This is a genomic window from Streptomyces sp. SKN60 (genome assembly GCF_026236535.1).
Lineage (GTDB): Bacteria > Actinomycetota > Actinomycetes > Streptomycetales > Streptomycetaceae > Streptomyces.
On the sequence record NZ_JAHTMW010000003.1, the window covers coordinates 155,555 to 174,456 of the forward strand.

16 protein-coding genes are annotated in these 18,902 nt (G+C 73.1%); 5 read left to right on the forward strand and 11 right to left on the reverse strand.

Annotated features, from left to right (window positions below; all coding sequences use genetic code 11):
* Positions 1 to 5 precede the first annotated feature (5 nt).
* The 3 genes from KV205_RS06640 to KV205_RS06650 all read right to left on the reverse strand — a co-directional run bounded on the left by KV205_RS06640 (position 6) and on the right by KV205_RS06650 (position 3,752).
* Positions 6 to 1,532, reverse strand: a complete 1,527-nt coding sequence (locus KV205_RS06640) for a Re/Si-specific NAD(P)(+) transhydrogenase subunit alpha (protein WP_265862941.1) — start codon at positions 1,530 to 1,532, stop codon at positions 6 to 8.
* Positions 1,533 to 1,752: 220 nt separating this feature from the next.
* Positions 1,753 to 2,952 (reverse strand): FAD-dependent oxidoreductase, encoded by a 1,200-nt coding sequence (locus KV205_RS06645; RefSeq protein ID WP_265862943.1) that lies wholly within the window; start codon positions 2,950 to 2,952, stop codon positions 1,753 to 1,755.
* Positions 2,953 to 2,966: 14 nt separating this feature from the next.
* Positions 2,967 to 3,752 carry an alpha/beta fold hydrolase gene (locus KV205_RS06650; RefSeq protein ID WP_265862944.1) on the reverse strand — a complete coding sequence of 262 codons (786 nt, stop codon included), beginning with the start codon at positions 3,750 to 3,752 and terminating at the stop codon, positions 2,967 to 2,969.
* Between the two features lie 91 nt (positions 3,753 to 3,843).
* Here KV205_RS06650 and KV205_RS06655 point away from each other — a divergent pair, with 91 nt between their 5' ends.
* Positions 3,844 to 4,692 carry a helix-turn-helix domain-containing protein gene (locus KV205_RS06655; RefSeq protein WP_265862946.1) on the forward strand — a complete coding sequence of 283 codons (849 nt, stop codon included), beginning with the start codon at positions 3,844 to 3,846 and terminating at the stop codon, positions 4,690 to 4,692.
* Positions 4,693 to 4,702: 10 nt separating this feature from the next.
* Here KV205_RS06655 and KV205_RS06660 read toward each other — a convergent pair whose 3' ends face one another.
* Genes KV205_RS06660 through KV205_RS06670 form a run of 3 tightly spaced genes read right to left on the reverse strand, consistent with a single transcriptional unit; the run spans position 4,703 to position 8,374 of the window.
* Entirely contained in the window at positions 4,703 to 5,755 is a 1,053-nt protein-coding gene (locus tag KV205_RS06660; RefSeq protein ID WP_265862948.1) for an ABC transporter ATP-binding protein, read from the reverse strand.
* Positions 5,752 to 7,353: an iron ABC transporter permease gene (locus KV205_RS06665; protein WP_265862950.1), complete on the reverse strand. Its 1,602-nt coding sequence runs from the start codon at positions 7,351 to 7,353 to the stop codon at positions 5,752 to 5,754. The genes KV205_RS06660 and KV205_RS06665 overlap by 4 nt, the downstream gene beginning before the upstream one ends.
* 1 nt (position 7,354) lies before the next feature.
* Positions 7,355 to 8,374, reverse strand: a complete 1,020-nt coding sequence (locus tag KV205_RS06670) for an iron ABC transporter substrate-binding protein (protein ID WP_265862952.1) — start codon at positions 8,372 to 8,374, stop codon at positions 7,355 to 7,357.
* A gap of 206 nt (positions 8,375 to 8,580) precedes the next feature.
* Here KV205_RS06670 and KV205_RS06675 point away from each other — a divergent pair, with 206 nt between their 5' ends.
* Positions 8,581 to 11,193: an AMP-binding protein gene (locus KV205_RS06675; RefSeq protein ID WP_265862954.1), complete on the forward strand. Its 2,613-nt coding sequence runs from the start codon at positions 8,581 to 8,583 to the stop codon at positions 11,191 to 11,193.
* 121 nt (positions 11,194 to 11,314) lie between these two features.
* Here the strand turns inward: KV205_RS06675 and KV205_RS06680 are convergent, their stop codons facing one another.
* Complete coding sequence (locus KV205_RS06680; RefSeq protein ID WP_265862956.1) at positions 11,315 to 12,079, reverse strand: FadR/GntR family transcriptional regulator; 765 nt, start codon at positions 12,077 to 12,079, stop codon at positions 11,315 to 11,317.
* A gap of 150 nt (positions 12,080 to 12,229) precedes the next feature.
* Here KV205_RS06680 and KV205_RS06685 point away from each other — a divergent pair, with 150 nt between their 5' ends.
* Positions 12,230 to 13,471, forward strand: coding sequence for an NAD(P)/FAD-dependent oxidoreductase (locus tag KV205_RS06685; RefSeq protein WP_265862957.1), 1,242 nt, complete (start codon positions 12,230 to 12,232; stop codon positions 13,469 to 13,471).
* A 70-nt stretch (positions 13,472 to 13,541) separates the two neighbouring features.
* Here the strand turns inward: KV205_RS06685 and KV205_RS06690 are convergent, their stop codons facing one another.
* From KV205_RS06690 to KV205_RS06705, 4 genes are read right to left on the reverse strand one after another with little or no spacing between them, the layout of a single operon-like run.
* Entirely contained in the window at positions 13,542 to 14,546 is a 1,005-nt protein-coding gene (locus KV205_RS06690) for an ABC transporter substrate-binding protein (RefSeq protein WP_265862959.1), read from the reverse strand.
* Positions 14,547 to 14,548: 2 nt separating this feature from the next.
* On the reverse strand, positions 14,549 to 15,574 hold the full coding sequence (locus KV205_RS06695) for an amidohydrolase family protein (protein WP_265862961.1): 1,026 nt from the start codon (positions 15,572 to 15,574) through the stop codon (positions 14,549 to 14,551).
* The gene (locus tag KV205_RS06700) at positions 15,564 to 16,271 is read right to left on the reverse strand and encodes a 4-carboxy-4-hydroxy-2-oxoadipate aldolase/oxaloacetate decarboxylase (protein ID WP_265862963.1); all 708 of its coding nucleotides are present in this window, start codon (positions 16,269 to 16,271) and stop codon (positions 15,564 to 15,566) included. The genes KV205_RS06695 and KV205_RS06700 overlap by 11 nt, the downstream gene beginning before the upstream one ends.
* A complete protein-coding gene (locus KV205_RS06705; RefSeq protein ID WP_265862965.1) occupies positions 16,268 to 17,383 on the reverse strand; it encodes a zinc-binding dehydrogenase in 1,116 nt (371 codons plus the stop codon). Before KV205_RS06705 ends, KV205_RS06700 begins: the two co-directional genes overlap by 4 nt.
* 75 nt (positions 17,384 to 17,458) lie before the next feature.
* On the opposite strand from KV205_RS06705, the gene KV205_RS06710 reads away from it, so the two are divergent.
* Positions 17,459 to 18,400 carry an ABC transporter substrate-binding protein gene (locus KV205_RS06710; protein WP_265862967.1) on the forward strand — a complete coding sequence of 314 codons (942 nt, stop codon included), beginning with the start codon at positions 17,459 to 17,461 and terminating at the stop codon, positions 18,398 to 18,400.
* Positions 18,401 to 18,403: 3 nt separating this feature from the next.
* Positions 18,404 to 18,847 (forward strand): RpiB/LacA/LacB family sugar-phosphate isomerase, encoded by a 444-nt coding sequence (locus tag KV205_RS06715; protein ID WP_265862969.1) that lies wholly within the window; start codon positions 18,404 to 18,406, stop codon positions 18,845 to 18,847.
* Positions 18,848 to 18,902 lie beyond the last annotated feature (55 nt).

Consider the following 18,902-nt stretch of genomic DNA (forward strand, 5'->3'; position numbering starts at 1 on the left):
GTCAGTCAGCTCCGGTTGAACATGGCGAGCATGCGACGCGTCACCGCGAAGCCGCCGAAGACATTGATACTGGACAGCAGGATCGCCACGGCCGAAAGCACCGTGACCGTCGGGCTCGCGTGCCCGATCTGCAGCAGGGCACCGACGACGATGATTCCGGAGATCGCGTTGGTCACCGACATCAGCGGCGTGTGCAGGGCGTGGTGCACATGACCGATGACGTAGTAGCCGATGACGATCGCGAGCACGAAGACCGTGACGTGCGGAAGGAGCGCCGCCGGGGCGAAGGCGGCGAGGAGGAACAGGGCCAGGGCGCCGAGGGCCACCCCGCCGAACCGCTGCTTCGCCGTCATCGGCGCCTTCTTCGGCGCCGGCTCCGTCACGGGCGCCGCGGCCGCCGGGGCCGGCGCCGCCGAGACCTGGACCGGCGGGGGCGGCCAGGCCGTCTCGCCGTCCCGTACGACGGTGATCGAGCGCTGCACCGGGTCGTCCCAGTCCAGTACCGGGCGGCCGTCCTTCTCCGGCGTCATCAGCTTCAGCAGGTTGACCAGGTTGGTGCCGTAGAGCTGGGAGGCCTGGGCCGGCAGCCGGCCCGCCAGGTCGGTGTAGCCGATGATCGTCACACCGTTGTCGGTGACGGTCTTCTCGCCCTTCACGGTGCCCTCGACGTTGCCGCCGTTGGCCGCCGCCATGTCGACGATCACCGAGCCCGGCTTCATGCTCGCCACCATCTCCTTGGTGACGAGCGTGGGCGCGGGCCGTCCCGGGATCAGCGCGGTGGTGATGACGATGTCGACGTCACGGCACTGCGCGGCGTACAGCTCCGCCTCGCGCGCCTTGTAGTCGTCGCCCATCTCCTTGGCGTAGCCCGTCTTCGAGACCTCCACCTCCGGGGACTCGATCGACAGGTACTCGCCGCCCAGCGACCGTACCTGGTCGGCCACTTCAGGACGCGGGTCGGTGGCGCGCACGATCGCGCCGAGCGAGCCGGACGCGCCGATGGCCGCGAGACCGGCGACGCCGGCGCCCGCGACGAGCACCTTCGCGGGCGGCACCTTGCCGGCCGCCGTCACCTGGCCGGTGAAGAAGCGCCCGAACTCGTGCGCGGCCTCGACGACGGCCCGGTAGCCGGCGATGTTCGCCATCGAGGAGAGCACGTCCATCGACTGGGCCCGGCTGATCCGCGGCACGGCGTCCATCGACAGGGCGGTGAACGGGCGGCGGCCGAGCTCCTCGACCATCGCCGGGTCGAAGGCCGGCGCGAACAGGGCGATCACGGTCGCCTCCGGCCGTATCCGGTCCAACTGGGCCGGGGCCGGGGCGTTCACACCGAGGACCACGTCCGCGGCGGCCGCGTCGCCGACGGTCGCACCGGCGGCCTCGTAGGCGCTGCCGGTGAAGCCGGCCGCGATGCCCGCGTCCGCGTCGACGACGACCTCGTACCCCAGTTTGCGGAGCTGTTCGATCGTGGCCGGTGTGGCCGAGACGCGACTCTCACCTGCCCGCGCTTCCTTGAGGACTCCGACAATCACGAGTGTTCTCCGTTTCGCTGCTGTGGCCGTCAACGGGGTGTTCTCAACAAGATCAGAACGAGAATCAGAGAGGAGAGATCAGAAGTGTGCCCCGCGATGATCCGGAGCACGCCGCTCAGCTTGACCGCCGAGAGCTCTCCTTGAACAGCGCCCACAGGTGAGGTGTACGCAACATGGGCCCGGACGCCCCGCCTCGCGTAACGTCGTCGGCCCGGCCGGGCTACGCCGGGTAGTCCTCGACGGTCATCGAGTGGTGAAAGCGCGCGCTCCTGGTCGTGAGGCGGAGGAGCGCGCGGCCCGGGCCGGCGGGCAGGGCGGAGATCAGGCGGGCGCCCTGGGCAAGCCCCCGTACGCCGAGGCGGGACGTCGGGACCAGGGTCTTCGCCGCGCTCAGCGCGACCTCGCGGCTGCCCCGTACGTGCTCCGCCATCGCCCGCTCGTACGCGGGGAACGCGCGCTCGTGATCGCCGCCCGCCCGCGCCAGCTCGCCGGCCAGGACGTACGCGCCGACGACGGCCAGGCTGGTGCTGCCGCCGACGGCCGGGCCGGGGCAGTAGCCCGCGTCGCCGACGAGTGTCACCCTCCCCCGTGACCAGGCGTCCATGCGGAGCTGGGCGATCGAGTCGAAGTAGAACCCCGGGGTGCGGTCGAGTTCGTCCAGCCAGGCGTCCACCTCCTCGTGCATCCCGGCGAACGCACCGCGCAGCAGCTCCTTCTGCCGGTCCGTGTCCCGGTGGTGGCAGTCGAGCGCGCGCTCGCTCCGGAACAGGAACAGCGCCCGCGCGTCCCCGAGATGCCGGGCGCCGTACATGCCGGCGGTGCGGCCGACGCCGACGTGCATGCGGAGCTCGCCGTCGAGGTCCGGGAGGTTCGGCAGGGTCAGCACGCCGAAGTGGGCGCCGATGAAGGAGGTGAAGCGGGACTCCTCGCCGAAGACGAGGCGGCGCACCCGGGAGTGCAGTCCGTCGGCGCCGACGACGAGGTCGAAGCGGCGCGGTGGGGCGTGCTCGAACCGCACCTCGCCGTCGGGCGAGAGCTCGGTGATCGAGTCGCCGAAGAGGTACTCGACGTGCTCGCGGCCGGCCTCGCAGTAGATCTCGCCGAGGTCGTCGCGCATGATCTCGACGTGCCGGTCGGAGGCGGCACCGAAGATCTTGGCGAGATCCACCCGGACCGGACGCCGTGCACCTTCCTGACGGATCGTCATACGGCTGGTGCCGGTGGCCCGTTCCTCGATGCGCGGCAGGACGCCCATCCGCTCCGAGATGTCGACCGCGGGCCGGAACAGGTCGACCGCGTGGCCACCGGTCCTGCGCAGCGCCGGCGCGCGCTCGACGACGGTGACGGAGAAGCCGTGCCGGGTGAGCCAGTAGGCCAGGACCGGGCCGGCGATGCCGGCGCCGGAGACGAGAATCCGCATGGCGCTCCTCCCTTTCATGCGGTGAAGGCCAGCAGGGCGGTGGCGGTTCGCGCCGGATCCTCCAGCAGCGGCGAGTGGCCCAGACCGGGCAGCAGCTCGATCCGCGCGCCGGGGACGACGCGGTAGTCGGCGGCGGACGAGGAGCGCCAGCGGCGGTCGTCCTCGCCGAACAGCACCAGGAGCGGCTTGCCCAGGACGGCGAGGCGTTCCGGCAGCCCCTGCCGCTGGAGGTACGAGACGGTGCCCCGCGTCGACGCGGTGTACGTGTGCGGCGTCATCCCCCGTACGTCGTCCAGGAGTTCCTCCGGGACCCGGAAGCCCGGGCGGCTGAACGCGGTGCTCGCGAAGGCGCGGAGCTGTTCGTCGGTCGGCGGCCACACGGCCGGGCCGGCCGCGGCGGGCTCGGGCGGCGCGATGAAGGCGCCCAGATGGGGGCCGGTGTTGACGAGGGCGAGCGCGGTCACCAGCTCGGGCCGCTGTTCGGCGAGCGCGGTGGCGACCACGCCGCCGCTGGAATGCCCGACGACCACGGCCCGTCCGACGCCGAGCCGGTCCAGTGCCGCGCCGACCCGGCCCGCCTGGTCCGGGATCTCGTAGCTCCGGTCGTCGGGCTTGGCCGAGCGGCCGTGCCCGAGCAGATCGATCCGGATCACCCGGTGGGACCCGGTGAGGAGCGGCACCATCGGGTCCCACGAGCGGGCCGAGGACGCGGTCCCGTGGATCAGGAGGAGTGCGGGGGCGTCACGGGGGCCGTCCTGGCACACATGGAGGTCGTCACGGTCGGAAGGGGAAGCAGTCATGGGCCCACTGTCCCCGCCGCCGCCCGCCGCAGGATTGGACGAATGTTCCCGCCGGTCGGTTCGCGTCCGGTTCGCGTAGCACCATGGAGCCATGGAGACGTTCGCGCACGGTGCGGCCCGGTGGGAGGTCGCGTGCCCGCGCCGGCCCAGCCGGGTGGCCGGGCTCAGCATGGCCGGGTTCCGCATTCACGACCTGGACGCCCTCCGGATCGTCCCGCACCCGGCCGTGACGCTGCTCCTGGACTTCGGCGACGGCTCCCCCGTGCTCGACAGCGCCCCGGGGCGGCAGCAGGGGGGCAGCCTCGTCGCCGGCCCCGGGCTCGGATCCGGCGGCGCGGTCCGGGCGCGCGGCGAGAACGTCGCCTGCGTCCAGGTGCGCCTGTCCCCGGCGATCGCCCGCGCGGTCCTCGGCGTCTCCCCCGCCGAGCTCGACGGCACCGTCGTACCGCTGGACGCCCTGTGGGGCCGGGAGGCGTCCCGGATCCGCGAACGGCTCGCCGAGGCCCCGTCGTGGCAGGACCGCTTCGCGCTCACGGACGCGCTGCTCGCCCGCCGGTACGAGGCGGGCCCTCCGGTGGACCCGGAAGTGGCGTGGGCCTGGCAGCGGATCGTCGTCACCCACGGCCTGGCCCGTGTCGACGCCCTCGCGGCCGAGGCCGGCTGGAGCCGCAAACGCCTCTGGTCCCGCTTCCGCTCCCAGCTGGGCCTGCCCCCGAAGCGCGCCGCCAAGCTGATCCGCTTCGACCACGCCGCCCACCGCCTGGTCGCGGGCGTCCCCGCGGCCCATGTCGCGGCCGACACGGGCTACGCCGACCAGTCCCACCTGCACCGCGACGTCATGGAGTTGACCGGTGCGACCCCTGTGGCGGTGGCCGCCGAACCGTTCCTCGCGGTCGACGACCTGGCCTGGCCGGGGCGCGGAACGCCCGCCGTGCTCTAGGGGTCGGTACTCAGGCGCCGTGCGGATGCAGGGTCGCCTCGCCCGTCAGACGGATGCCGACCCTGCGGCCCGCTTCCTGGCGGAGCGGGCCCGGGGTGCGGATGTCGACCGGCTGGTCGAGCCCGTCGACGCGTACCGTGACCATGGCGTCGTGGCCGAAGAAGCGCACCTCGGTCACCACCCCTTCGGCGGCGGCGCCGGCGGTGTCCGGCTCGGCGAGTTCGAGCTGCTCGGGGCGCAGCAGGACCAGGCCCTCGCGGAGGCCCGCCGGGGCGGCGGCGAGGGGGACGCGGCCGAGGGCGGTGGTGGCGGTGTTCTTGTCGGCGGTGCCCGGCACGAGGACGGCGTCGCCGACGAAGGAGGCCAGCCAGGGGTCGACGGGCCGGTGGTAGAGCTCCTGCGGGGTGGCGCACTGGGCGACCCGCCCGTCGCGGAGGACGGCGACCAGGTCGGCAGTCGAGAGCGCCTCCTGCTGGTCGTGGGTGACGAGCAGACCGGTGGCGCCGCTCTCCCGGAGCGCGGCGCGCACCTCCGCCCGTACGGCTCCGCGCAGTCCGCTGTCGAGCGCGCTGAACGGCTCGTCGAGCAGCACGAGATGGGGCTCGGGGGCGAGGGCCCTCGCGAGCGCCACGCGCTGCTGCTGGCCGCCCGACAGCTCGTGCGGCATGCGCTCGCCGTAGCCGGGGAGACCGACCAGGTCCAGCATCTCCCCCACCCGCGTGCGCTTGGCCGCACGATCGCGCCCGGAGAGCCCGAAGGCGACGTTCCGGGCCACGCTCAGGTGCGGGAAGAGCGCGCCCTCCTGCGGGACGATGCCGATCCGGCGCCGCTCGGGCGGCAGATGGACGCCGGGCCCGCCGAGCAGCCGGCCGGCGACGGTCACGGTGCCGGCGTCGGCCTTCAGGAAGCCGGCGACGACCCGGAGCAGGGTGGTCTTGCCGCAGCCGGACGGGCCGAGCACCGCGGCGAGCGCGCCGCCGGGGACGGTGAGGTCGAGTCCGTCGAGGACCGGCGCCCCCGGCCCGTACGCCTTGACGACCTGGCGGACCTCGAGCTCGTTCATGTGCGGTGCCTTCCGAGGAGGTACGAGGGGACGGCGGCGAGCAGGATCAGCGCGGCCGCGTACGGGGCGGCGGCGGCGAACGATCCGGAGCCGGTCTCCGTCCAGAGCCGGGTGGCGAGGGTGTCCATGCCGGTGGGGCGCAGGAGCAGGGTGGCGGGGAGTTCCTTCATGCAGACCACGAAGGTGAGGGCCGCCCCGGCCGCGATGCCGGGGGCCGCGAGCGGCACGGTGACCTCGCGCAGCACGCCGAACGGGCTGCGGCCCAGCGAGCGGGCCACGTCGTCGAGGACGGGCGGGGCCTGGAGCACGGCGGCCCGGGTGGCGCCGACCGCGACGGGCAGGAACAGCACCGCGTACGCGCAGATCAGCAGCGGTGTCTCCTGGTAGAGCGGGCGGGCGTAGCGCACGGCGAAGAAGACCAGCGCGAGCGCGACGGTGATGCCGGGCACGGCGTGGCCCGCGTACGCGGCCTGTTCGAGGAGATGGGCGAGCCGGCCGCGGTGGCGGGCCGCGATGACGCCGACGGGCAGCGCGAGGAGCGTGGTGAGCGCGGCTCCGCCGGCGGCGACGCCGAGGGTGGTCAGCGCGGTGCTGGTGAGGGTGGCCGGGTCCCAGGTGGCGGAGGAGCCGACGGCCAGCCAGTAGCCGAGGGTGGCGAGCGGGAAGCCGACCGCCGCGGCGACGACCGCCCCGCACCAGGCGAGGGCGAGCGGCCGCAGCCGGCCGAGGGCGGCGGAAACGGCCTTGCGGGCCGTGCCCGTTCCCGTACGGGCGTAGTCGGCGCGGCCCCGGGTGCGGGTCTCGGCGGCGACGAGCAGCACGGTCATGACGACGAGCACGGCGCTGAGCGCGGCGGCCGGGGTGCGGTCGAAGCTGGCCCGGTAGGAGGTGTAGATGCCGCGGGTGAAGGTGTCGTAGCGCATGAGCGAGACGGCGCCGAAGTCGGAGAGCACGTACAGCGCGACGAGCAGTCCGCCGCCGGCCGCGGCGGGGCGCAGCTGGGGCAGGGTGACGCGCAGGAAGGTGCGCAGCGGGCCGTGGCCGAGGGAGCGGGCCACCTCCTCGTGTCCGGGATCGGTGCCGCGCAGGGCGGCGGCGACCGGCAGGTACACGTACGGGAAGCTCGCCAGGGTCAGCGCGATCGCCGAGCCGGTGAAGCCGGCGAGAGAGGGCGCGGCGGACAGCCAGGCGAAGGCGGTGACATAGCTGGGCACCGCGAGCGGGAGGGTGACGAGCACCGACCAGGCGCGGGCGCCGGGCAGCGCGGTGCGCACGGTCAGCCAGGCCAGGGAGACGCCGATGAGCAGGCAGGCGGTGACGACGACGGCGGTCAGGCCGAGGCTGCGCAGCAGGAGTTCGCCGGTGCGGGCGTCGGCGATGACGTCCCAGGCGAAGGCGGGGCCGTGTTCGAGGGCGCGCACGCCGAGGTAGCCGAGCGGCAGCACGGCGAGGGCGGCGGCGAGCACGGCGGGGGCGATCAGGATCCAGGACGGCCGGCCGGCGGCACGCCCCCGCCCGGCGGGTGCCGGGGCACCCGCCGGGCGGGGTTCGTGACGGGCCGGGCCGGAGCGCTCCGGTGCGGTCACGTCAGAGGTCACGTCAGACCATTCCGACGTCCTGCAGCATGGCCAGCGTCTCCTTGAGGGAGGCCAGCCTGCCGAGGTCGATCTTCGGCGGCTGCAGGGTCTCCAGGGGCGGCACGCCGTCGGCGGACTTCACGCCGGCGGCCAGCGGATACTCCTTGGTCTTCTCGGCGAAGTAGCTCTGGGCCTCGGCGGAGAGGAGGTAGTCGACGGCCTTCTGGGCGAACGCGGCCTGCTTGGTGTCGGCGCCCTTGAGGATGCCGACGCCGGCGACGTTGACCAGGCCGCCCGGGTCGCCCTTGGGAAGGTAGTGGAGCTTGGCCTTGAGCTTGTCGGCGCCCTTCTCGGCGGCCTGCTCGTACCAGTAGTAGTGGTTGATCAGGCCGAGCGAGACCTCGCCCTTGTCGACGGCTTCGAGGACCTTGAGGTTGTTGTCGTACGTCTTGGGCTGGTTGGCCTTCAGGCCCTTGAGCCAGGTGCGGGTGGCGTCGTCGCCCTCCAGGACGCGCATGCCGGTGACGAAGGCCTGGAAGGAGGCGTTGGTCGGGACGTAGCCGATCCTGCCCTTCCACTCCGGCTTCACCAGCTCGTGCACGCTGTTCGGGGGCGTGGGCACCTGGGCGGGGTCGTAGGCGAGGACGCGGACGCGGCCGCTGACGCCCGCCCAGTCGCCGGCGGAACCGCGGTAGGCGGCGTCGACCTTGTCGAGGGTGGCCCGGGGCAGCGGGGCGAGGCGCTGTTCCTTGGAGAGTGCGCCGAGGGCGCCGGCGTCCTGGGAGAGGAAGAGCCCGGCCTCGGTCTTGTCGCCCTCCTCCAGGAGCTGGGCGGACAGTTCGGCGCTGTCGCCGTAGCGCACCTCGACGTTGGCGCCGAGGTGCTTCTCCAGCTTCTCGATGAGCGGCTTCACGAGGTTCTCGTTGCGCCCGGAGTAGATGACGAGGTCGGCGGGCTCGTCACTGCCGCAGGCGGAGAGCAGGGGGCCGAGCAGGACGGCCGCGGCGAGCGCGGTGAGGGTGCGGGCCAAGGGGCGGCGCATACGGGTGGAGCCTTCCTGCCGTCGTCGTGTCGAGTTGTCGAGTTGTCGAGCGAACGCGATATCGAGCCAACCTGTGAATACGGCATTGATAAGGTAAAGCTAACCTAAGCGTCAAGTCAGGATTCGATAACGCGACGGTCGCGATCGGACATCCGGAACCGCCTCCCCCTCTTTTCGATTAGGAAAGCCTTACCTACTATGCGCCCGTGACGCTCCTCCCCGCCCCGCCCGTCGGCGGCCACGCCCTCCCGCTCGCCCGCGACCTCGCGCTGCACGGCGACCGCACCGCCCTCGTGACCGGCGACGGCGAGATCTCGTACCGCGCGCTGGCCGTACGGGTCGAGGACGCGGCACGCCGACTCGGCCCGGACCGGCGCCTGGTGCTGCTGCCCGGCGCCAACACCGTCGACGCGCTCGTCGTGCATCTCGCCGCGCTGTCGGCGGGCCACGTGGTGCTGCTCGTGCCCGGGGACCATCCCGAGGCCGTCGCCGCGCTCACCGCCGCGTACGACCCCGATGTCGTCGTCCACCCCGAGGCCGGCCCGGAGGCGGCGGGCGGCGAGTGGCGGATCGAGGAGCGGCGCGAGGGCTCGGGCCACGCCCTCCACCCCGACCTCGCGCTGCTGCTGAGCACCTCCGGCTCCACCGGCTCGCCGAAGCTGGTCCGGCTCTCGTACGAGAACCTCCAGGCCAACGCCGAGTCGATCGCCACGTACCTCGGCATCCGCGACACCGACCGGGCCGCGACCACCCTGCCGATGCACTACTGCTACGGCCTCTCCGTGATCCACAGTCATCTGCTGCGCGGCGCCGGGCTCGTCCTGACCGGCCTCTCGGTGGCCGACGCCTGCTTCTGGGACCTCTTCCGGGCGGCCGGCGGCACCGCGCTCGCCGGCGTCCCGTACACCTTCGACCTGCTCGACCGGGTCGGCTTCGCCGAGATGGACCTGCCGTGCCTGCGGTACGTCACGCAGGCGGGCGGGCGGCTCGCGCCCGAGCGGGTCGCGGGCTACGCCGCACTCGGACAGCGGCGCGGCTGGGACCTGTTCGTGATGTACGGCCAGACCGAGGCGACCGCCCGCATGGCGTATCTGCCGCCCGCCCTGACCGCCGAGCACCCGTCGGCGATCGGCGTCCCGGTGCCCGGCGGCGCCTTCCACCTGGAGCCGGTGGACGAGGCGGCCGACGGTGATGTCGGTGAACTCGTCTACACGGGCCCGAACGTGATGCTCGGCTACGCCCACACCCCGGACGACCTCGCCCTCGGCCGTACGGTCGAGGCCCTGCACACCGGCGACCTCGCCCGCCGCACGGAGAACGGTCTGTACGAGATCGTCGGCCGGCGCAGCCGCTTCCTCAAGATCCTCGGGCTGCGCATCGACCCCCAGCGGATCGAGACCCTGCTCGAACGGCACGGCCTGGACGCCCTGTGCGCGGGCGACGACGAGACGGTCACCATCGCGGCCGTCCGCAGACCGGGCTGGGACCAGCGGCGGATCCGAAGACGCGTCGTGGACGAGTGCGGCCTGCCCGCCCGCGCCGTCCACGTGCACCTGCTGCCCGAACTCCCCCGGCTGCCCACGGGCAAGCCCGACTACGCGGCCGTACGCGCGCTGAGCGCCCCGGTCGACGGGGCCCAGGCCGCCACGGTCCCGGACGACCTGTGCGCGCTCTACGCCCGGGTCCTGGACCGCCAGGACGTGACGCCGGACAGCTCCTTCGTCTCCCTCGGCGGCGACTCGCTGTCGTACGTCGAGATGTCCCTCCAGCTCGAACAGCGCCTGGGGCAGCTGCCGACCAGCTGGCACACCACCTCCATACGGGACCTGGAGGAGCGGGCTTCGGCCGGCCGGGCGCGGCAGCGGCGGAGCGTGGAGACCAGCGTGCTGCTGCGCGCGGTGGCCATCGTGTGCGTCGTCGGCTCGCACATCCGGCTCTTCGAGATCCGGGGCGGAGCCCATCTCCTGCTCGCCGTCGCGGGGTTCAACTTCGCCCGTTTCCTGCTCTCCTCCCCGGAGCGCGCGGAGCGGACCCGGCGCTCGCTGCGCAGCATCGCGCGGATCGCCGTCCCCACCATGGCCTGGACCGCGTTCGCGCTGCTCGTCAGCGACGACTACGACCTGTCCAATCTGCTCCTGGTGCACAACGCGCTCTGGCCCGAGGACATGGGGTCCGGGATCCACCTCTGGTTCGTCGAGGCCCTCGTCTACATCCTGCTGGCCCTGACGGCGCTGCTCGCCGTGCCCGCCGTCCACCGCCTGGAGCGGCGCTTCCGGTACGGGCTCCCGGCGGGCTTGGCCGGCCTCGGCCTCCTCACCCGCTACGAGCTGGTGGGCCTGCCGGCCCGCGCCCAGATCACCGACGCGGTCACCGTCTTCTGGCTCTTCGCCCTCGGCTGGGCCGCCGCCCAGTCCCGCACGGTGCCGCAACGCCTCCTCGTGACGATCGCGGCACTGGCCACCGTGCCCGGCTTCTTCCCCGGCGAGCCCCGCCGCGAACTGTTCGTCGTGGCGGGCTTCTGCCTGCTGGTCTGGTTCCCGACCCTGCCGAGCGCCCACCGCGTCAACCAGGCGGCCGGGCTGCTCGCCGGCAGCTCCCTCGCCATCTACCTGACCCACTGGCAGATCTACCCGGTCTTCGACGGCCTGTCGAAGCACCTGGCGCTCGTGGTCTCCCTGGCCTTCGGCATCGGCTACGCGGCCGCCGTCGGCCGGCTCGTGCAGCGGGTGTCCGCGCTGCGTCGTCCCGGAGCCGCCCGGGGTCAGTCGACGACGGACGAACGGTGCTCCACGAGGACGACGTCGCGCCACACGCCGTGATGGCGGCCGACGCCGATGCCGCCTGCGCGTGCTGCTGATGACCCGTCGGACGCGCACGGCCGAGCGCCCCGGACCGTGACGGTCCGGGGCGCTCGGGACGGGCAGGGGGCCGGCGGCGGGGTCAGTCCTTGACGCGGGAGGCGGTGCGCTCCAGGTGGGTGCGCATCAGCTTGGTCGCCGCCTCGGTGTCGCGGGCGGCGATCGCCTCGACGAGTTCGCGGTGCTCCTTGGTGCCGCGCCGGCCCATCGTCGCCGGCTCGTTGGCCTGGGCCTCGCGCAGGCTCATGAGCATCGGGCCGCGGAAGGACTCCACGAGCATCTCGATCGCCGGGTTGTGGGTGCAGGCCGCCAGGCGGATGTGGAAGGCGGTGGAGAGTTCCATCGTGTACTCGCCCTGCCGCATCGCCTTCGCATGGGCCTCGCACATGGCGCGCAGGTCGGCGATGTCCTCGTCGGTGGCGCGCTCCACCGCCAGCGGGACCACGCCCAGTTCGAAGATCAGCCGGGCCTCGGTGACCTGGGAGGCGGTGAGCGGGGAGAAGGTGAGCAGGTCGGCGAGGCCCTCGCTCACCCGGCTCGACGTCGGGGCCGTCACGAAGGCGCCGCCGCGCGCGCCGACTCTGATCTCGACCAGGCCGTTGGCCTCCAGGATGCGCAGCGCCTCGCGGATGGTGACCCGGCTGCACCCGAACTGCACGCACAGTTCGCGCTCGCTGGGCAGCCGGTCGCCGGGCTGCAGCCGCTCCTCCTTCAGCAGGTGCCGGATCTGCTCGACGATCACCTGGGACACACGGCTCGAGGAGACGGCCTTGAACAGCTCCTGCGGCACGGCCGGCCGCCTGGAGGTTGCCTCGTTCTCCGGGGTCTGACTCGCTCGGGGGGACATGCGCCCATTCTTCCACGACCGAGCCGCCCCGAGACCCGGTTCCGTCCGACGGATTGACGTCAAACCACAATGCCATTCCGCCTCGCCGCCTAGATTGGTAGAATGGTCTGACGTTAAGCCAAAGCCACCGAGGCGGGAGAAGGTCGCACCATGGGGAGCGGGACAGTCGTCGTCGGAGCCGGCCAGGCGGGGCTGCACCTGGCCGTGTCATTGCGCCAGGGAGGGGACGAGGAGCCGATCGTGCTCGTGGGCGAGGAGCTCCACGCCCCCTATCAACGCCCCCCGCTCTCCAAGGACTTCCTCGCCGGACGGGCGGACCAGGACTCCCTGGCCTTCCGGGACCCCGGCTACTACGAACAGGCCGGCATCCGGCTGCTCACCGGCGAGCGGATCACGGGGGCCGAGCCCGGCCTGCTGCACACCGCCTCCGGGCGCACCCTGCCGTACGAGCGGCTCGCCCTGACCCTGGGCGCCGAGCCCGTACGGCTGCCGGTGCCGGGCGCCGGACTGCGCGGGGTCTGCACCCTGCGCGGGCTCGAGGACGCGCGCGCCCTGCGCGAACGCCTGGCCCGCGCCCAGCGGGTCGTCGTGGTCGGCGGCGGGTTCATCGGTCTGGAGACGGCCGCCGTGGCCCGCTCGCTCGGCGTGCACGTCACGGTGGTGGAGGCCGGGGAGCGGCTGATGGCCCGCGCCGTGGCGCCGGTGGTCTCCGAGTTCTACCGGCGGGCCCACACCCGGCAGGGCACCGAGGTGCTGCTGTCCGCGGCCGTCGCCGGATTCGAGGGCGACGTCACGGGGCGGGTCCGGGCCGCGGTGCTCGCCGACGGCACCCGGCTGCCCGCGGACCTGGTGCTGCTCGGCGTGGGCGTACGGCCCCGGACCGGCCCGGCCCGCGCGCTCGGGGTCGAGGTGGACGGCGGCATCGTGGTGGACGCCTGCTCCCGCACCAACGTGCCGGGCGTGGTGGCGGCCGGGGACTGCACCGTGCGGCCCCACCCGCTCACCGGCGAGGGCCGGCTGCGCCTGGAGTCGGTGCCGAGCGCGCTCGCCCAGGCCCAGGCCGCGGCGGCGAGCCTGCTCGGCCGCGACGAGCCGGACACCTCCGTGCCCTGGTTCTGGTCGAACCAGGGCGAGCTGCGCCTGCAGATCGCGGGCCTGTCCGCCGGCCACGACAGCACCGTCGTCCGCGGCGAGCCGGCGAGCGGGCGGTTCTCCGTCCTCTACTACCGCCGGGGCGCCCTGCTCGCCGTCGACGCCGTCAACCGGCCCGCCGACTACCTGGCCGTGCGCCGGGCCCTCACCCGGGGCGAGCACCTCCCCGCGGACCGGGCCGGCGACGCCGACGTACCGCTCAAGCAGCTGCTGACGGAGGGCACGGCGCAGGTGCGCTGAACCGACCACGAAGGAGCCGGACCCGACTCGGGTCCGGCTCCTTTCGCATGGCGCTCTCGGTGACGCCCGGTCAGATCACCGCCGACTCCAGGGCCTCCGGGGCGAACAGTTCCTCCGGCCGGTACCGGCGCGGGGACAGTCCCTGCTCGTGGTGGTAGCGCAGGAAGGTCTCCAGCGTCTCCCGGTTGCCGCCCGCCAGCCCGTACGACCAGTAGTCACGGCCGAACAGGGCGCGGGCCTCCTCCAGTTGAGGGGTGAGCCAGGGCAGCATGAAGCGCAGCGCGGAGGTGTCGTACAGGCCGTCCAGGGCCTCGTTCTTCGCCGCGAGCAGCGCCTTGTAGAGGGACTGGGCGACCCAGGGGTGCGCCTCGTACACGTCCCGGCGGATCACCACCACGTGCATGATCGGGAAGATGCCGGTGGCCGCGTAGTACTCCCGCTCGGCCGCCACCACATCGGGGAAGACCCGGCGCACCCGGGGGTCACCGGCCTGGAACGGGCTCGGCACCCGGGGGGTGCACAGGGCGTCGATCTCCCCCTCGGCCAGCATGCGGGCGAGCGTGGCGTCCTCGGCGATCCGGCTGATGCGCACCGAGTCCGGCAGGTCGACCCCCGCCTTCTCGATGCGGCCCGGGGTCTCCTGACCCCCGGTCACATAGCTCACCGAGTCGAAGGGGACGCCGTGCCGGTCGCCGAGGATGCCGCGCATCCACACGCATGCCGTCAGCTGGTACTCGGGGGTGCCGATCACCTTGCCGCGCAGGTCCTCCGGCTTCGTGATGCCGGCGTCGGCGTGGCAGTACAGCGCGCCGTGCCGGAACATGCGCGAGGTGTAGACGGGCAGCGCCACGAACGGCGAGCCGTCGGGGCCGCCGGAGCCCAGCGAGAGGACGTACGAGGAGAGCGACATCTCCGCCACCTCGAACTCGCGGTGCCGCATCATGCGGAAGAAGGTCTCCTCCACCGGCAGTCTGAGGTAGTTGATCTCGATGCCGTCGGGGCGGACGGTGCCCTCGGCGAGGGCGCGGGTGCGGTCGTAGTCGCCGCAGGCGAAGGTCAGTCGGAGTGGAGCCATCGTCATCGTCCCTGTGAGCGGAGCCTGGCGTCCAGGCGCGGATAGACCCGTCGGGCGTTCGCCTCGTACACCTGGTGGAGTTGGTCCGGGGTGAGGCCGGCGGCGTCCACGTAGGTCTTGGTGTCGTCCCAGGCGGTGCCGGTCTCGGGGGCGACGCCCCGGACGGCGCCCAGCATCTCCGAGGCGAACAGGACGTGTTCGGTGCCGATCACCCGGGTCAGCAGGTCGATGCCCGGCCGGTGGTAGACGCAGGTGTCGAAGACGACGTTGCCGAGGAGCCCGGCCGGATCCGGCAGGCCCATGCGGACCGCGAGGCCGCGGTAGCGGCCCCAGTGGTACGGCACCGCTCCCCCGCCGTGCGGGATCACGAAGCGCAGACCGGGGAAGCGGGCGAACAACTCGGCGCCTCCCTGGAGGAGTTGCATGAACGCGGTGGTGTCCGCGTTGAGATAGTGCGCGCCGAGGGTGTGGAAGACCGGGTTGCACGCGCTGGAGACATGCACCATGGCCGGTACGTCGAGCTCGCACAGGGCCTCGTACAGCGGGTACCAGGTGGGGTCCGTCAGCGGCGGGGCCGTCCAGTGGCCGCCGGAGGGGTCCGGGTTGAGGTTGCATCCGACGAAGCCCGACTCGGTGACGCAGCGGTGCAGTTCGGCGACCGCGTCGGCGACTCCGCCCCCGGGGGTCTGCGGGAGCTGGCAGACCGGGGCGAAGTGCCGCGGGTACAGCTCGGTGACGCGGTGCACCAGGTCGTTGGAGGCCCGCGCCCAGTCCCGGGCGGTGGCCGGGTCCGTGATGTGGTGCTCCATTCCCGAGGCCTTCGGGGAGAACAGCATCAGATCGCCGCCGCGTTCGCGCAGGATCTTCAGCTGGTTGTGCTCCACGCTCTCGCGCAGGGCGTCGTCGCTGATCCGCTCGGTCCGCGGGACGGGCCGCGAGGGGTCGGCGAGGCGGGCCAACTGGGCGTCCCGGAAGGCCTGGTGGGGTGCGGGGGCCGTGGTGTAGTGGCCGTGGATGTCAATGATCACCGTCGGCCTCCGATTCACCCTGGGCCTCCACATAGGTGAGGCCCTTGGCGGCGAGCCGCTCGCGCATGCGGTGGACGTCCAGGCCGAGTTCGCCGTCCCGGTAGCGCTTGCGCGAGAGCTCCTCCTTCTCCTCGCGGGCCCGGGCGGCCGCCACGACGCCGGCGGCGTTCGCGCGCGGCACGACCACCACGCCGTCGTCGTCGGCGACGATCACGTCCCCGGGGCGGACGATCTGGCCGGCGCAGGCCAGCGGCAGGTTCACATCGCCCAGGGTCTCCTTGACGGTGCCGAAGGCGCTGATGTGCCGGGCCCACACGGGGAAGCCCATCCGCTGCAGATCGGCCACGTCGCGGCAGCCCGCGTCGATGACCAGTCCGCGCACTCCGCGCGCGGCCACCGAGGTGGCGAGCAGGTCGCCGAAGTAGCCCGCCTCGGACGGGGTGGTCGGGGAGACGACCAGGATGTCGCCCTCGCGGCACTGTTCGACCGCGACGTGGATCATCCAGTTGTCGCCGGGCGGCACGCTGACCGTGACCGCGGTGCCCGCGACGTGCGCGCCCGGCCAGACCGGGCGCAGGGCGGGCGCGAGCAGGCCGGTGCGGCCCTGCGCCTCGTGCACGGTGGCGACGCCGTACCGTCCCAGGGCGTCGACCACGGCCGGATCGGTGCGGGGGATGTGGGTGACGACGGTGCTCATGCGGCCGCCCAGGGCAGCAGGGAGACGTGCACGGCGTCCTCGCCGGTCTCGCCGGCGACGGTGCGGACGGCCCGGTCGGCCTCGTGCAGCGGGAAGGTGTGGGTGGCCAGCCTCTCCAGCGGGAAGCGGCCGGACGCCAGCTGTTCCAGGGCGAGTTCGCAGGAGCGGTAGCTGTGGCCGCGGGCGCTCTTGAGCGCGATGGACTTCTCGGTGAGCTTCTTCAGCGGGAAGTCGGGGAAGGCGGCGAGCTCACCCTGGGAGACCATGACGCCCTCGCGCCGCTTGAGCGCGTTGATGCCGAGGAGTACGGGCGAGGTGCCCGCGCCCGCCGTGCAGTCGAGGACCACGTCGACGCCCCGGCCGCCGGTGAGCTCGTGGACCCGCTTCAGGGCGTCCTCCGCCAGGACGTCGATGACGTGGTCGGCGCCGAGGTCCTTCGCGAGCGCGAGGCGGGCGGCGTCCCGGGTGGTGCCGGTGACGATGATCTGCGAGGCGCCGGCCTGCTTGCAGGCCACCACCTGGGAGAGGCCCTGCTGGCCGGGGCCCTGGATGAGCACGGTGCTGGCATAGCCCACGCCCGCGGTCACCAGGGCCCACTCGATGCCGTTGGACAACGGGGTGACCAGGCCCGCCAGTTCGGCGGAGACCCCGTCGGGCACCTTGTGGGTGACCGCGTTCCACGGCAGGTAGAGGTACTCGGAGAAGCCGCCCCACAGCGTGCCGGGCTTCTCGCAGGACGTGTAGCCGTAGCGCCGGGCGTCCGGGTTGGTGCGCCAGTCGGTCGCCTCGCAGTGCCGGTACTCGCCGGCGTGGCACCAGGCACAGCGGAAGCAGCCGACATAGTGCTCGACGAAGACCCGGTCGCCCTCGGCCAGGCCCTTGCGGGCGGTGAACTCCCTGCCCGCCTTGGCGATGACGCCCACGTTCTCGTGCCCCATGATCACCGGGTCGCCGAACGGGGGCTTGCCGTACATCTTCGCGTCGGTGCCGCAGATCCCGGCGACCTCGACCTTCAGCAGTGCGCCGTCCGCCGGGACGTCCGGCATGGGCAGCTCGCGTATCTCGGTGACACCCGGCGCCGTCCGGACCGCAGCCCGCACCGTTTCCGCCATGAACCCTCCTCGGGTGGAAGCCGTCGTACGCGCACAGTCTATGGACTGATGGTCTGACCATGCTACCTTTCCGTCATGACGGATGATCAGCTACGGACAGTCACCCGGACCCAGGGCAACAACGCGGCACTCAAGACCGGGGCCGTCAGGCCGCACGGCTTCTCCTTCGACTTCGAGGAAGTCCCGGTCCTCGTGCACGCCTTCCGCCGCATGGTCCGCGAACACGCCTACGACGTCAGCGAGATGGCGCTCACCACCTATCTGGTGGCCAAGGAGCACGGCGCCCGCTTCACGGCCGTGCCGGCCTTCCTGGTACGCGGCTTCCACCACGGCGCGATCCACCACCACACCGCCGCCCCCGTCACCGACCCCAAGGAGCTCGAAGGCCGCCGGGTCGGCGTCAGCCGCGGCTACACCGTCACCACCGGGGTGTGGGCCCGCGCCGTGCTCCAGGAGGAGCACGGGGTCGACCTGTCCAAGGTCACCTGGGTGCTCTCCGGCGACGAGCACGTGGCCGACTACACGCCGCCCGGCAACGTGGAGTCCCTCGCGCCGGGCCGTACTCTCGAAGAGGCCCTCACGGAGGGTGACTTGGCGGCCGTGATCGGCGTCCAGCCGCGGTCCGAGCAGGTCGTCCCGCTGCTTCCGGACGCCGAGAAGGCGGGCTACCGGGCCCTCACCGAGCGCGGCCTGTTCCCCGTCAACCACCTGGTCGTGGTCCGCGACGAGCTCCTGGAGAAGGACCCCGAGCTGGCCGCGCATGTCTTCGACGCCTTCGCCCGCGCCAAGCAGGCGTACGTGGAGCGGCTGCGGGCCGGCGAGGGCGACACCGCCACCGACGCCCTGCACCGCCGGGTCATGCGGCTGACCGGCGCCGACCCGCTGCCGTACGGGATCGAGCCCAACCGGCACGTCCTGGAGACGCTGCTGCGGCACGCGGTGGACCAGCGGATCCTGCGCCGACCGCGCCCGCTGGAGGAGCTGTTCGCACCGGCCACCCTGGACCTGGTGGGCTGAGCCATGCGCATCGCGATCGCCGGTGACCACAACGGCTTCCGGCTCAAGGGCCGGCTCGTCGCCCGGCTCGCCGCGGCCGGCCACACGGTGGCGGACCTGGGCAGCCACACGCCCGACGAGGTCGACTACCCGGAGCTGTGCGTACGGGTGTGTGCCCGGGTGACCGGGGGCACGGCCGACCGGGGCATCGTGCTCGGCGGCAGCGGCCTGGGCGAGACCATCGCCTGCAACAAGCTGCCGGGCATCCGCGCCGGGCTCTGCCCCGATCTGTGGTTCACCCGGATCTCGCGCGGCAACAACGACTCCAACGTACTGGTCCTGCCCGCCAAGGTCCTTGAGGCCGAGGAGGCCGAGCAGATCGTGGAGACCTGGCTGACGACCCCCTTCAAGGGCGGCGTCCACCAGCGCCGGATGGACCAGATCGCCGCCCTGGAGCAGCAGGGCTGAGGCGCGTGGAACGGCCGCCGGCCCCGGGGGTGACCCGGGGCCGGCGGCCGTTCGC

Coding starts and splice junctions, on each gene's coding strand:
- KV205_RS06645 (WP_265862943.1), bottom strand. CDS start 2,952: ATGCGGATTCTCGTCTCCGGCGCCGGCATCGCCGGCCCGGTCCTGGCC.
- KV205_RS06650 (WP_265862944.1), bottom strand. CDS start 3,752: ATGACTGCTTCCCCTTCCGACCGTGACGACCTCCATGTGTGCCAGGAC.
- KV205_RS06655 (WP_265862946.1), top strand. CDS start 3,844: ATGGAGACGTTCGCGCACGGTGCGGCCCGGTGGGAGGTCGCGTGCCCG.
- KV205_RS06660 (WP_265862948.1), bottom strand. CDS start 5,755: ATGAACGAGCTCGAGGTCCGCCAGGTCGTCAAGGCGTACGGGCCGGGG.
- KV205_RS06670 (WP_265862952.1), bottom strand. CDS start 8,374: ATGCGCCGCCCCTTGGCCCGCACCCTCACCGCGCTCGCCGCGGCCGTC.
- KV205_RS06680 (WP_265862956.1), bottom strand. CDS start 12,079: ATGTCCCCCCGAGCGAGTCAGACCCCGGAGAACGAGGCAACCTCCAGG.
- KV205_RS06685 (WP_265862957.1), top strand. CDS start 12,230: ATGGGGAGCGGGACAGTCGTCGTCGGAGCCGGCCAGGCGGGGCTGCAC.
- KV205_RS06690 (WP_265862959.1), bottom strand. CDS start 14,546: ATGGCTCCACTCCGACTGACCTTCGCCTGCGGCGACTACGACCGCACC.
- KV205_RS06700 (WP_265862963.1), bottom strand. CDS start 16,271: ATGAGCACCGTCGTCACCCACATCCCCCGCACCGATCCGGCCGTGGTC.
- KV205_RS06705 (WP_265862965.1), bottom strand. CDS start 17,383: ATGGCGGAAACGGTGCGGGCTGCGGTCCGGACGGCGCCGGGTGTCACC.
- KV205_RS06710 (WP_265862967.1), top strand. CDS start 17,459: ATGACGGATGATCAGCTACGGACAGTCACCCGGACCCAGGGCAACAAC.
- KV205_RS06715 (WP_265862969.1), top strand. CDS start 18,404: ATGCGCATCGCGATCGCCGGTGACCACAACGGCTTCCGGCTCAAGGGC.